The sequence below is a fragment of the Psychrobacter sp. CX14 genome, assembly GCF_057396205.2.
The window spans coordinates 1629833-1642435 of the sequence record NZ_CM183187.1; the positions used below are offsets into that span (position 1 = coordinate 1629833).

The window sequence follows — 12603 nt, forward strand, 5'->3', positions numbered from 1 at the left end:
TTGTGCGCGTTCTAACAAGTGGTAATATAGCAATATAGTGTTATAAAAATTAGCAGTAGTGGTTAACTAAAATAAGCGATAATTATAGGTAATAACAAAGTGGAAAGCGGTAAATAAATCAAAAGGAGCTTGTAATGAAAAAATTATACCTAACACGAAAGGCGCCAAATCCTCGTAAAGTAGTGCTATTGATGCAGGCGAAAGGCATTAATATTGACGACATCGATGATATTGATGTCATTGATATTGATATGGCAAAAGGTGAGCATCTAACCGAAGCGTTTACCAAGATAAACCCATTACAGTTGCTGCCTGTTTTGGTATTAGATGATGGCACTGTATTAAATGATTCACAGGCTATTTGTGAGTATCTGGACCGCGTCTATGGAGAGCGCTCAATTATGGGCAATGATGTGGTGCAGCGTGCGCAAGTTGCATCTTTGCGCCGTACAGCTGAATTTGAAGTGTTATATAACTTTATGTTGGCCTTTCAGCACACTCATCCGTCCAAAGCGCACCGCATTGACCAAGTGCCGGAAATGGGAGCAAAGTCTGTACAGCGTGCGATTAAAGCGTTGCCGTATTTCGACAATATTTTGCAGCAAAAAGAATACTTGTTAGGCGATCAGCTGACCTATGCTGATATTGTGCTATATATTGGACTAGATTTTGGTCGTTTATTAAAATTTGATCCGACCTCGCATGGTAAGGGTATTGCACGCTTCTATAAACAGATGGACGAGCAATTTGGTTTCAAAAAGAAATAAACAGCAAAGACGCTAGAAAATAAAATTATTATCAATAATTTGATGTTATTTATAATAATCACTGTTAGCGGGTAAGTTAGTCTTTAGACCCACTAACGGTCATTTTAGGAGGAAATATGTTTAAACCTTTGGCTTTAGCAGCCCTTGCAACGACTCTTGTGATGACAGGCTGTCAAAGTACGCAAACTCATACCGAAGCCAAGTCAACACAACCTTCTGTGCAGCGTGGTGCAAAAACGGTGATAAATATTAAACAATCTCAGCTATCTGATTATAATTGGCAATTGATGCAAGCGACAGATAAACAGAATAAACCTATTAAATCATTAAATAGCTTTAAAGATGATGTTTACATCAAATTTAGCACGCAAACAGAGGGGAATGCAATTAGCTTTAGTACGGGTTGTAACTCAATGGGTGCAGGATACACACTGGATTCAAATGTGATGAAAGTGGGGCAAATCATGAGTACCGCAATGCTATGCCTAGATGAAGAGTTAAGTAATGCAGAAAATCAGTTAGTGAATTCTATGAGCGGTATTAGTACCCTTAGCCACACAGTTGGTGATAAGCCGATTCTTAAACAAGTTAATGAAAACGGCAATACCTTGGTATGGCAGGGTGTACAAACGCCTGAAGCACGATATGGGCAAAGAGGCGATACCGTTTATTGGGAGATTGATAATGAACAGCAGATGTGCCCAGACGGCAGCGCTCAAACTTGCCTAAGAGTACGCCCTGTTTATTATGATGGCAAAGGCATTAAAAAGGGTTTCGGTGATTGGGAGTTATTCGTTGGTGAGATTGAAGGATATACTCATGACAGTCGCTTAGAGCAGATAGTACGCCTTAAACGCTTTGTTGTTGACCCTGCTGACGTCAAAGGTAAGCAGTTCGTTTATGTATTTGATATGGCAGTAGAAAGCGGTGTGGTTGAAGATAAGTAATCTCGAAGGTTAAGTCGATTGAAGCCCAATGAGACTCTCTTAACTATTTAAAAAGGTAGAGCTTAAAAAGGCAGAGCGCGTAGATAGGCACCTGCCTTTTTTTAAAATTTCTGTTTAACGCTACGCTAATTGTGAATCAAAACTATTTTAAATTGTTTAAGTCCTCTTCGCTAAGACGCCAACGTCCTTTTTTCTTTGATGTGCCGCGGCCACGTAAGGCACTATTCATCACCAGTTTGTTCATAGAATGACTAGAATGCGCATGACAGATAGCACAGGCTAGACCATCCGCAGCATCTTGTTGTGGCATCACATCGAGTTTTAGAATTCGGCAAACCATTTCTTGAACCTGGTTTTTATCCGCGGCACCATAGCCACAAACGGCCTGTTTGATTTGCCTAGCTGTATATTCTGATACTTCCAAATCTAGAGCAACTAAAGCGGCAATGGCGGCGCCTCGCGCTTGACCGAGCTTTAATGCAGAATCGGGATTTTCTGCCATAAATACCTGTTCAACACCGGCGTAAATGGGTTCTTCTGCATATTTTAGATGATACTGCGTAATACGAGTGATGCCATTAAAGATGCGCTTTAAACGTTCCGGCATCTCTTTGGTTTCTGTACGTATGGTGCCTGCATCGAGATAGCGTAAGGTGTCACCTTTTTGATGAATAATGCCATAACCTGTCATTCTTGAGCCGGGATCGATACCAATAATTATTGCCATAGTGCTCTGTGTTGCCTTATTTATAAATTTCTAGTAGTCAATCAATCTGTCTGTCTATACCGCTTTGAGCCGCTTTAAAAAGTCTATATATTTACGGTAGGTAGAATCTGTGGTTTCGCTTATAATAGCGCTAAATTTGGCTGCGGGTCTGAATCAATTACAAAGTTGGTTTAAGATTTGATAGTATAGCAAGCCATCCCCATATACATAATACAAATCGAATTTAACACTTTATTATTAAATTTATTATCAAATCAAAATAGGATGACACATTATGGGTCAAATAGTTGGCATTGCCATCGTATGGTTTATTATTGAGATGTTGCTGTGGTATTTAGTTGCCCAGTTTATCAGCGGTTGGTGGGTGTTTTTCTGGTTTATCGCCGCTGCTGTCATCGGTCTCACCTTGATACGCCGTGGTATGACAACGCTTAATCCTATGGCTCAACAGATGAAAGCCGGTGGGATGATGAATCCAGCGATGCGTCCACCTGAGAATCAAATCATTAAAACGATTGGTATGGCAGTGGGTGGCTTATTGCTATTAATTCCTGGTCTGCTGTCTGATTTATTAGCTTTGTTGGTCATATTACCTCCGGTACAAAAGAAGCTAAAATCTCTAGCCAATGACTATGTGATGAATAATCAGCAGAAAATGATGGAGATGATGGCTAAACAAATGGGCGGTCAAAGTCCATTTGGGGGTATGGGCGGCGCTGGCGGGCAAAACCCGTTTGGTGGTAACAATCCGTTCGGCTCTCAAAGTCCATTTGGCGGCAAACCAGGTTCAGACAGCGGTAATCCATTTGGTAATGTGTTTAAACAAAACACCACGGTTGATGGGTCAGCTAAGCCTGTAATAAAAGACGTTAAGAAGCTTAAAAAGCCGGCCAATGACGAATAAGATACAAGTCAAACAGTTGGCACAAAAAAGCTCTTTTACTACATTAGTAAAAGAGCTTTTTATTGGGGGGTAAGTAATCACATAAAAACTGCCTAATTTTACAACGATATCGTTTTATGCCATCAGGCCAGTATGATTTACGATTATGGATTACTAAAATAAGAACCGAAGTGCCGCTGTAAGATGGGGACCCATGAACCGTGAAGTTCAGGGCGGATGCGTCACTGTCTCTTAAGGTTTCCTGAGTCACTGCAAGCAGTGCAGGCATACACAATAAAACAGTAGATAGCACATCCATTTAGTGCATTATCGGCTCAGGGAATAACATCTACTGGCGAACACTTCAGAGTCTAAATATTCTATATAAAATAAAAGACAGATGCAAACCTAATAGTGGCGACTTTGTAATGCTAAGTAAATATCGGTGAGCTGTTAATACAAATTTGAAGCAATAAAATTGTCAATATATTGCCCAATATTTTAAAAGCTGGTCTAACTTAGAAGACTCTTCGTCAAAAACTTTACTGCATGTTGCCTAAAAAACAGCCTCCGCCAGCTCCACATTTGAATGTTCAACAGACCTTTATTAAATCATCTGTCGAAGTGTGCTCAATAGATAGGTTTTATACTCAAACAAATCTTAAATTAAAGATAAATGGGCTTGTGTGGTACAATTAGGCAAATAAATTTTAAGTGAGCGATGCCCAGTTTAAGCATCGTTATTTACGAAGAGTATTAAGCAATTTAGCAAAATAACTGGAGAGAGAATAAATGGTAGCAGTAGATACGAACAAAAAGATTCCACACGTGCTAATGATTCTAGATGGTTTTGGGTATCGTGAGGATGAACGCGATAACGCAGTCGCTGCTGCCAATACGCCAAATTTAGACCGTATTAATAAAATGTATCCACATGGTCTAGTGTCTGGTTCAGGTGAAGACGTGGGTTTACCAGATGGTCAGTTCGGTAACTCAGAAGTGGGTCACATGAACCTTGGCGCTGGCCGTGTGCTTTTTCAAGATTCAACACGTATTTCACGTGATATCAAAAACCGTGATTTTTATAAGAACCTTGCCATCGTTGATGCCTTAAATGCAGCGAAAGAGGCGGGCGGTAATGTGCATATTATGGGCTTATTGTCTGACGGCGGCGTACATGCGCATCAAGACCATATCGAAGCCATGTGTCATGCCGCAGTGGTTCACGGTGCGAAAAACGTCTATGTGCATTGCTTCTTAGATGGCCGTGATACACCGCCCAAATCTGCAGATAAATATATCAAACGTCTGCGTGATTATCTAAATAACTTAAACGCTCACTACGAAACCAAAGTACAGATTGTTAGCATCATTGGTCGCTACTATGCGATGGATAGAGACAATCGTTGGGATCGTGTTCAAAAAGCTTATGACCTAATGACCTTAGGTAAAGCAGAGCGTATGGCAACCCGTGCAGATGGTGCAGTACAAGCTGCTTATAAATCTCGTGAGACCGATGAGTTTGTGAACCCAACCACGGTCATTGAACATGGTGAGACGCCTATTACCATTGATGACAATGATGCCGTTATCTTTATGAATTTCCGTGCAGACAGAGCGCGTGAGCTTAGCCAAGCGTTTATTCTGCCAGATCATGAGTTCTCAGGCTTTGCTCGCAAAAAGCAGCCATTATTATCGGCCTTTGTAATGATGACTCATTATTCTGATGAGTTAGCGGCTAACCCTAAAACATTAGTGGCCTATGCGCCGACTGCTTTGCAAAATACGTTGGGCGAGTATCTGCAAAACAATGATAAAACTCAGCTTAGAATTGCAGAGACAGAGAAGTTTGCACATGTGACCTTCTTCTTTAGCGGTGGTCGGGAAGATGAATACAAAGGTGAATCTCGTATCTTGATTCCATCTCCTGATGTTGACACCTATGATTTAAAGCCGGAGATGAGCGCACCTGAAGTGACCAAAAACTTGGTCGAGGCGATTGGTTCTGGCAAGTATGATGTGCTAATCGTAAACTATGCTAACGGTGATATGGTCGGTCACACCGGTAATTTTGATGCGGCAGTTAAAGCGGTTGAGGTGTTAGATACCGCGGTTGGTGAAGTCGCTGACGCGGTTATTAAAGCAGGTGGTCATATGCTGATTACAGCGGATCATGGTAACTGTGAGCAGATGCAAGACTATGATAGCGGCCAAGTACATACTCAGCATACCACTGAGCAGGTGCCGCTTATCTATGTTGGCGATAAGAAAGTATCGGTACGTGAGGGCGGTAAGTTAAGTGATGTTGCACCGACCATTCTTAGCTTAATGGGTCTTCCTGTACCTAAAGAGATGACGGGTGTTGACTTGCTGCAAGCTCAGTAACTATGGGTTTAATCTTAAATTATTTCAATCTAGGTAGAGTCCATCATGAGTTGTTATCATTCTCTTCATAGTCTGGTGTCTGGAAACAAGGGCTCTACTGCGTCTGAAAATAAGGCGTTGATCTCTTACATGGCTACAAGTCAGCCAACGTCTATTACCGGTCTGGCTCGTTTTAATAAAGCATTAGGCTTAGTATGCCTGGTGGGATTGTCTAGCATTTCGCAAGCCGCCTTGCCGGTGTCAATGAATATCAAACAAACAATGGCGAATAGTAATCTTTCATCCTCCAATCCTCGTTCGGGACTGATAGCAGGTAGTTTTGATAGTCATGTGCCAGAATGTGTTGATGATTGTGATGATATCGATGCCGTCGCTAATGAAGATGCTATTGAAGAGATTGACGAGGGTGCCATCCTCGAGAGTAGCGATACCAATATTGATAACATTGATAATGAAATAGATGACAGCGACCTTGATAATAGCTCAGGCAATCTGGATATCAGACATGTTCCTTTAAACGCTATTTCTCCTGAAACGATTGAGACTTTTGTCGAAGTCATTGATGTGGTTCGTCACGACTTTGTGCGACCTGTCAATGATGAGGCTTTATTTCAGAACGCTATCACCGGCATGCTCGAAAAGCTAGACAGTCATGCAGAATACCTCACGCCAGAGAACTATGAAAACTTACGTAGTTTTACGGATGGGGAGATTGGTCAAGTTGGCATCACGGTTGACTTTGATAATTCGATAGATGAGTGGGTAGTGGATAGCGTGGCACCCCAATCTTCTGCTAATAAGGCGGGTATTAAAGTCGGTGAACGTCTGCTACGTATTAAGCGTGCTGAGCTGACTCCTGATATGCAGCCTCAAGATATCGAGCAACTGTTATCGGGCATTGCAGGTTCACAAGTGCAAGTAACCGTCGCAACTCGACGTGGTCTTAAGCGTAATGTGATGTTGCAGCGAAATCTATCGACTAATAATAAGCTGGATGTTCAGGTACAAAACAGCATCGCTATTGTACGGCTACCAGTGTTCCAAAATGGCTCAAAAGATCAGCTAATTAAGGCGCTGAAAGAAACTGGTGAACCGATTACCGGTGTTGTTCTTGATGTTAGAAACAATCCTGGTGGTGTGCTGTCTTCAGCCATTGATATCGCCAGTTTGTTTATTGCCGATAAAGGACTTATTCAGGTTAGAAACCGAACCAATAGCAGTCAAGTGATTAACCCTAATGGCACCCCTTATTTATCAGATCTACCGGTAGTGATATTGCAAAATCGCTATTCTGCATCAGCAGCAGAAGTGCTTGCGACAAGCCTCAAGAGTAATAATCGTGCGAAGGTACTCGGTGAGAAAAGCTTTGGTAAGGGCACTGTTCAAGAGGTGATTCCGCTTAAATCAGGCGGTGCAATAAAGCTGACAGTGGCCGAATATCGCAGTGCTCAAGGTGAGCCTATTGATGGCGTTGGGGTGATACCTAATGTGGTCTTCGCCCATAACGGTGAAGATTGGCAGCAAAAGGCAGTGAGTATTTTGTTAAAACAAGATCGCCCAATCGGTATTAAATTTGATGACGAACTCAATGGCATCTCAGTTATTGATGACTATTAATGATTTTAAAAGTTAATAACTGAGTCAGAGAGGTCAAAGTAAACCGGCTTAAGCATTGAGGTTATGCTGCTAAGCTAAATACAATTAAGCTAAAATTTTACTTGTCATGGCCTAAGGAGTGATTAAACCATGACGCATGGCTAGATGAGTCAGTTTAACATCACTGTCCACTCCAACCTTCTCAAAAATACGATAACGATAGGTATTAACTGTTTTAACACTTACGAATAACTGATCGGCGATTTGTTGCGGACTTTGGCAGTTAACCACCATCATAGCGACCTGCTTTTCTCGCTCGCTCAAACGGTCAAAGGGAGACTCTTCATTATCGGTCAATAGCATATCTGCCAATTGCTCTGCGACATCACTACTAAAGTACTTACTACCTTGATGTACTTTCTTAATAGCTTTAATCATCTCTACTAAGGGTGTACCTTTGGTGATATAGCCGTTCACGCCTGCTTTAAGGAGCATAGAGGGGTAGGGCTGAGTAGATACACTGCTGACGGCCAATATCTTGACTTTATCATTGAATTGACGCAAACGCTTTGTTGTTTCCACACCGCCAATATTAGGCATATTAACGTCGAGTAACACCACATCAGGCGCAAGAGAGCGAACCATTCTTATCGCTTCTTCGCCGCTATCTGCTTCTCCAATGACCTGTATTTCAGGATCATCTGCTAGCATTCGGCTAATGCCCATTCTCACTAAATCGTGGTCGTCTACTACCAATACTTTAATCATAATTATGTATCCAAAAGTCTTTTGAAGTAATCATACCAGTATCTTTATGTTGCTGCATCGTAAATGGTTTGTTTTGAATTGACAACACACCTTAACAGCAGCGTATACTTGAGAATTAGTACTTAACGCGTATTGTAAATGGTGTTAAGATAATTGACATACGGGTTAGATTAAGTATTAATATAGTTTATCAAGGTATTAGTTCATATCTTTTTTATTAATGAATTTCCTCATTGATAAGTAGAGGGTAGACATTGTGTAGCAGGCTTCATTAGCCCCTGCTATCAGACTTGCTATCTATTTATGAACTTGGAATAATATGGATTGATACCCGTACTATAGAGGGGGTTGGTAAGCAAATGAGGTTATCAAGAGTATCTATTTTGTTATTTATAAGCCCTTAATACTAAGTAACACAACCCTTACATAAAATGTATAGCGTGATTATATATCTATTAAGTGAAATATCTAATATATTCGTCAAAATAAATATCGGAACACTGAGTTATTGACGAGATTTATAAAATTTGCGTTTACTTGTATCAATTTTCCATGTGAGCACCGACCGCTCAAGTAGCTATATTGATTATCTATGAGATAACGGTGCGCTACTCAAATGATAGGTACTCCAATTACTACATTCTTTTATTATTTTAACGACTCAAATGGGATGACACATGAGCATAAATAAATCTTTCAATAAAACCTTTATCTTTGTCTGCATCGCATTGGGTCTGGGTACCGTAAGCTCAGCATCTAATGCTGCGTTGACCATTGCAGAACCTGGTAAAGCCAAAGTGAGCTGGGGCAATGCAGGTGGCTTATCAGAGGCCCGCACTATCATGTATTCAAATGGCAATAAAATACGCCGTATAGATAATGGTAATGTCGGCAACTCGTCAGCACAGACCTTCAATACCCCAAGTAACTTTAGCAGCAACTCAAGCTTCTATGATACCCTGCCAATCTCAACCGGCTCACGTGGTGTGTTGGTTATGGATGTTGAAACAGGTAAGCCACTGTATGAGAAAAACGCACAAGTAGCACGTCCAATTGCCTCAATTACTAAGCTGATGACTGCTATGGTCGTACTCGATGCGGGTTTGGACATGCGTGAAGAGATCGTTCTTGATCCAGTTGATTTCGTTGGTCCTAAACGTGCCAGTTCTCGTCTAAAAGCAGGCGATCGCATGAACCGTGCCGAACTGCTATTAATGACACTAATGAAGTCTGAGAACCCAGCGGCTAAAACACTGGCCAGACATTATCCAGGTGGCTATGATGCCTTTATGCGTGATATGAACCGAAAGGCAAGTGCCTTAGGTATGTCGACCGCTTTCTTTGGTGATCCAACGGGTCTTGATAAGCGTAATGTTGCCTCACCAGCTGATTTAGCAAAAATGGTACAGGCAGCTGGTCAATATGAAGTAATCCGTCGTTTCTCAACCACTCGCGACTATGACTTCTTTGTGGCTAACTATTCAGCGGGTAACCGTACGTATCCTGCGCGTAATACCAGCTACTTAGTTCGTGATGGTAACTACCCAATCGGTATCTCAAAAACAGGCTTTATCAATGAAGCGGGCCGTTGTGTGGTTATGGAGACCCGTGTGAATAATCGTCCAGCTATCATTGTATTATTGGGTGCGAACAGCTCATCCACGCGCTGGAAAGATGCAGAGACTATCCTAAATAATCTAGCGTTACGTCGTTCTATCTAAGCATTCTTGAGGATTTAGTACTAAACACTCAATACTAGAACAATAAAAAAGAGCCCTAATTTAAATTAGGGCTCTTTTTTATTGTTCAAACGATTTATTTAGTCTAAATCAACCACTTATGAGGCGTGTTCCATACATAAGGTGGCGTAAGGAACGGCTTCTAATCGCTTCTCTTCAATCTCTTCGCCGCAAACAGTGCACTCGCCATAAGTACCATTTTCGATACGGCTTAATGCATTTTTGACATAGGTTAGACCTTGCTGCGCTTCTAGTAACAGACGTTTACGCATGTCGTTTTCCCGCATAGAAATGGCTTGGTCGTCCCAATGCTCATTTAAATCGTCTTGCGGATTATGAATGTGGTCTTCGATTTTGTCGATACGGTTTTGATACTCTTGCTCAAGCTCTAATAAACGCGCTTGGGCTTTGGTAAAATCTCTACTCATGATACTTCTCCTATAAAGTTAATTCTCTTCCAACCTTTATTTGTTATTAGGCATATCATCCGCTTATACTGGTTTAATATCAATATAAGCAGTCAACATCGCACGACTGTTTTACAAATAGTCGCAATGTTCGATTAAAGTCCGATGCAGATTGGAAGGGTATGGGTTTTATTATTTAATCGTTTGATGAGAATAAAATAACAGGTCAGTATTAAAAATATGCTGATGGCTTATGTTTATTATAATAGCATTTATTATTAAGAAAATGGTTTACAGACGGTAAGCGTGAGGGCAGCCACAATAACGTAAAATTTGCCGTTGAGACTCAAAGTTAGCCTAAAAAATATGCTAAAATCCCCCAAATCTTGTACAACGTTAATCTCAACCACTTAACTCTTATTGATTAAAGGTAACGGCATGAACTTCGCTAGAATGGAAAACCAAGACTTATCGGGCAAAACAGTATTAATTCGTGAAGATTTAAATGTGCCTATTCAAAATAGCAAAATTGCTAACGATGCTCGATTACAGTCTAGTCTTCCAACAATTAAGCTGGCGCTTGAAAAAGGTGCAGCAGTGTTGGTTTGTTCACATTTAGGTCGCCCAAAAGAAGGCGAATATGAAGAGAAATATTCATTACAGCCGGTAGCCGATTATTTATCAGAGAAGCTGGGCAAAATGGTATCGCTTAATAAAGAATATGCAGAACAAGCGGTCAATGTTGAGCCAGGTGAGGTAGTTTTATTAGAAAACGTTCGTTTTAATGTGGGCGAGAAAAAGAACAGCGAAACCTTATCACAGCATTATGCAGATCTATGTGATGTATTCGTTATGGATGCATTTGGCACAGCGCACAGAGCGCAAGCGTCGACAGAAGGTGTGATTACTGCTGCAGCCAAATCAGGTAAAGTGGTTTGTGCCGGTCCTTTATTAGCCGCTGAGTTGGATGCACTAGAAAAAGCACTAAATAAACCTAAGAAGCCATTAGTAGCCATTGTCGGTGGTTCTAAGGTATCTACAAAACTGGATGTATTAATCAGCTTAGCGAAAATTTGTGATCAAATTATCGTGGGCGGTGGTATTGCCAATACCTTTATCGCCGCAGAAGGCCACTCTGTGGGTGCGTCGCTTTATGAAGCTGATATGATTGATACAGCAAAAAGCATCATGACCCAAACAGATATTTTATTACCAGAGCACGTGGTAGTGGCTAATAAAAATGAAATAAACTTTGATGATTTCATCAATTCGCTTGCCTCAGCGACTCCGATTAAACGTAGTCTAGATGAAGTCGGCGATGATGAGATGATTCTGGATATCGCTGCTGAAGGTGCAACACATATTTTTGAGTGCGTCAAAAATGCAGCTACTATCTTATGGAATGGTCCAGTAGGCGTATTCGAAGTAGATGCGTTTGCAGAAGGTACCCGTTTATTAGCAGAAGCAGTGAGAGACAGCGAAGGCTTCTCAATTGCCGGTGGTGGTGATACCTTATCAGCAATCCATAAGTTTGGTATCGAAGATGGGGTTAGCTATATGTCAACAGGCGGTGGAGCTTTCTTAGAATTCGTTGAAGGTAAAACATTGCCTGCCGTTGCTGCATTAGAAGCCAATAGCTCTTTATAATATCATGTAAATGATACAAATATTCTATATAAATTACCAAAATTATTAGAAAAACTTAACCTAAGTTACGAATTATTACTTGTGTTTTAACGATATCCTCATTAAAATGTTGAAAAATATGATTATCACATTCAAGGAGTTTTTATGCTAAACCGTAAACTGTTAGTAGCGAGTCTTATCGCTGGTACATTCGCTATGACTGCATGTAGCCAACAAACTGAGGAAGCTGCTGATCAAGGCGCTGTTGAATCAACTGCTGAAAGCGCTGGTAATGATATCACTGATGCAGCAAATAGTGCTGGCGAAACAGCTAGTAGCCTAGGTGAATCAGCTGTTGACGGTGCTCAAACTGCTGGTGCAGTAGTATCAGGCGCAGCTGTTAATGCTGGTGAAGCAATTGGCGATGGCGCAAACTCTGCTGTTGAAGGTGCATCTAATGCAGTTTCTAATGGTGCTGACGCCGTATCAGAGGGTGCAAATGATTTAGCTAACAGTGCTGCCTCTAAAGCAGACACTGATTTACAAGCTGACCCAGCAGTTTCAGAAGCCGTAGACGAAGATCAGCAGTACTAATAACTATTGATAGTTGATTTATTGCTTGTTGAACGTTAAACAATAAATAATATCACTATCATTATTATCATAAAAAGAGCCTTGATTATTCAGGGCTTTTTTTATGGGTGTACTATCGGTTTTAAAACTGGGGTTTATGAAAAGCAAACGGCTATCTTTGTTAT

General features: G+C 41.0%; 11 protein-coding genes and 1 other RNA gene. 8 read left to right on the forward strand and 4 right to left on the reverse strand.

The features are described 5' to 3' along the window. Positions 1-134 precede the first annotated feature (134 nt). The gene (locus AC2SLO_RS06715; RefSeq protein ID WP_486541377.1) at positions 135-767 is read left to right on the forward strand and encodes a glutathione S-transferase family protein; all 633 of its coding nucleotides are present in this window, start codon (positions 135-137) and stop codon (positions 765-767) included. 116 nt (positions 768-883) lie between these two features. After that, positions 884-1714, forward strand: coding sequence for an META domain-containing protein (locus AC2SLO_RS06720; RefSeq protein WP_486541375.1), 831 nt, complete (start codon positions 884-886; stop codon positions 1712-1714). Between the two features lie 142 nt (positions 1715-1856). On the opposite strand, the gene ruvC is transcribed toward AC2SLO_RS06720, so the two are convergent. Continuing rightward, a complete protein-coding gene (ruvC, locus tag AC2SLO_RS06725) occupies positions 1857-2441 on the reverse strand; it encodes a crossover junction endodeoxyribonuclease RuvC (protein WP_486541373.1) in 585 nt (194 codons plus the stop codon). 274 nt (positions 2442-2715) lie between these two features. On the opposite strand from ruvC, the gene AC2SLO_RS06730 reads away from it, so the two are divergent. Then, positions 2716-3345 carry an FxsA family protein gene (locus AC2SLO_RS06730; protein ID WP_486541371.1) on the forward strand — a complete coding sequence of 210 codons (630 nt, stop codon included), beginning with the start codon at positions 2716-2718 and terminating at the stop codon, positions 3343-3345. A 158-nt stretch (positions 3346-3503) separates the two neighbouring features. On the opposite strand, the gene ssrS is transcribed toward AC2SLO_RS06730, so the two are convergent. Continuing rightward, positions 3504-3698, reverse strand: a non-coding RNA gene (gene ssrS / locus AC2SLO_RS06735) — 6S RNA. A 418-nt stretch (positions 3699-4116) separates the two neighbouring features. Between ssrS and gpmI the strand changes: the two genes are divergently transcribed. Both gpmI and AC2SLO_RS06745 read left to right on the forward strand, forming a co-directional pair. Continuing rightward, on the forward strand, positions 4117-5709 hold the full coding sequence (gpmI, locus tag AC2SLO_RS06740; protein ID WP_486541369.1) for a 2,3-bisphosphoglycerate-independent phosphoglycerate mutase: 1593 nt from the start codon (positions 4117-4119) through the stop codon (positions 5707-5709). Between the two features lie 129 nt (positions 5710-5838). Next, positions 5839-7326 (forward strand): S41 family peptidase, encoded by a 1488-nt coding sequence (locus tag AC2SLO_RS06745; RefSeq protein ID WP_486541367.1) that lies wholly within the window; start codon positions 5839-5841, stop codon positions 7324-7326. 111 nt (positions 7327-7437) lie between these two features. Here AC2SLO_RS06745 and AC2SLO_RS06750 read toward each other — a convergent pair whose 3' ends face one another. Further along, positions 7438-8073 carry a response regulator gene (locus AC2SLO_RS06750; RefSeq protein WP_486541365.1) on the reverse strand — a complete coding sequence of 212 codons (636 nt, stop codon included), beginning with the start codon at positions 8071-8073 and terminating at the stop codon, positions 7438-7440. Between the two features lie 677 nt (positions 8074-8750). Between AC2SLO_RS06750 and AC2SLO_RS06755 the strand changes: the two genes are divergently transcribed. After that, complete coding sequence (locus AC2SLO_RS06755) at positions 8751-9794, forward strand: serine hydrolase (RefSeq protein ID WP_486541363.1); 1044 nt, start codon at positions 8751-8753, stop codon at positions 9792-9794. A 116-nt stretch (positions 9795-9910) separates the two neighbouring features. Here AC2SLO_RS06755 and AC2SLO_RS06760 read toward each other — a convergent pair whose 3' ends face one another. After that, positions 9911-10240, reverse strand: a complete 330-nt coding sequence (locus AC2SLO_RS06760; RefSeq protein ID WP_486541361.1) for a TraR/DksA family transcriptional regulator — start codon at positions 10238-10240, stop codon at positions 9911-9913. A gap of 417 nt (positions 10241-10657) precedes the next feature. Between AC2SLO_RS06760 and AC2SLO_RS06765 the strand changes: the two genes are divergently transcribed. Together AC2SLO_RS06765 and AC2SLO_RS06770 are read left to right on the forward strand one after the other, a co-directional pair. After that, positions 10658-11866, forward strand: a complete 1209-nt coding sequence (locus AC2SLO_RS06765; RefSeq protein WP_486541359.1) for a phosphoglycerate kinase — start codon at positions 10658-10660, stop codon at positions 11864-11866. Between the two features lie 144 nt (positions 11867-12010). Further along, positions 12011-12439, forward strand: a complete 429-nt coding sequence (locus AC2SLO_RS06770; RefSeq protein ID WP_486541357.1) for a prolipoprotein diacylglyceryl transferase — start codon at positions 12011-12013, stop codon at positions 12437-12439. Positions 12440-12603 lie beyond the last annotated feature (164 nt).

Excerpts from the sequence above, each read along its gene's own strand:
- AC2SLO_RS06715 (WP_486541377.1), top strand. The coding sequence starts at position 135 with ATGAAAAAATTATACCTAACACGAAAGGCGCCAAATCCTCGTAAAGTA.
- AC2SLO_RS06720 (WP_486541375.1), top strand. The coding sequence starts at position 884 with ATGTTTAAACCTTTGGCTTTAGCAGCCCTTGCAACGACTCTTGTGATG.
- ruvC (WP_486541373.1), bottom strand. The coding sequence starts at position 2,441 with ATGGCAATAATTATTGGTATCGATCCCGGCTCAAGAATGACAGGTTAT.
- AC2SLO_RS06730 (WP_486541371.1), top strand. The coding sequence starts at position 2,716 with ATGGGTCAAATAGTTGGCATTGCCATCGTATGGTTTATTATTGAGATG.
- gpmI (WP_486541369.1), top strand. The coding sequence starts at position 4,117 with ATGGTAGCAGTAGATACGAACAAAAAGATTCCACACGTGCTAATGATT.
- AC2SLO_RS06745 (WP_486541367.1), top strand. The coding sequence starts at position 5,839 with ATGGCTACAAGTCAGCCAACGTCTATTACCGGTCTGGCTCGTTTTAAT.
- AC2SLO_RS06750 (WP_486541365.1), bottom strand. The coding sequence starts at position 8,073 with ATGATTAAAGTATTGGTAGTAGACGACCACGATTTAGTGAGAATGGGC.
- AC2SLO_RS06755 (WP_486541363.1), top strand. The coding sequence starts at position 8,751 with ATGAGCATAAATAAATCTTTCAATAAAACCTTTATCTTTGTCTGCATC.
- AC2SLO_RS06760 (WP_486541361.1), bottom strand. The coding sequence starts at position 10,240 with ATGAGTAGAGATTTTACCAAAGCCCAAGCGCGTTTATTAGAGCTTGAG.
- AC2SLO_RS06765 (WP_486541359.1), top strand. The coding sequence starts at position 10,658 with ATGAACTTCGCTAGAATGGAAAACCAAGACTTATCGGGCAAAACAGTA.
- AC2SLO_RS06770 (WP_486541357.1), top strand. The coding sequence starts at position 12,011 with ATGCTAAACCGTAAACTGTTAGTAGCGAGTCTTATCGCTGGTACATTC.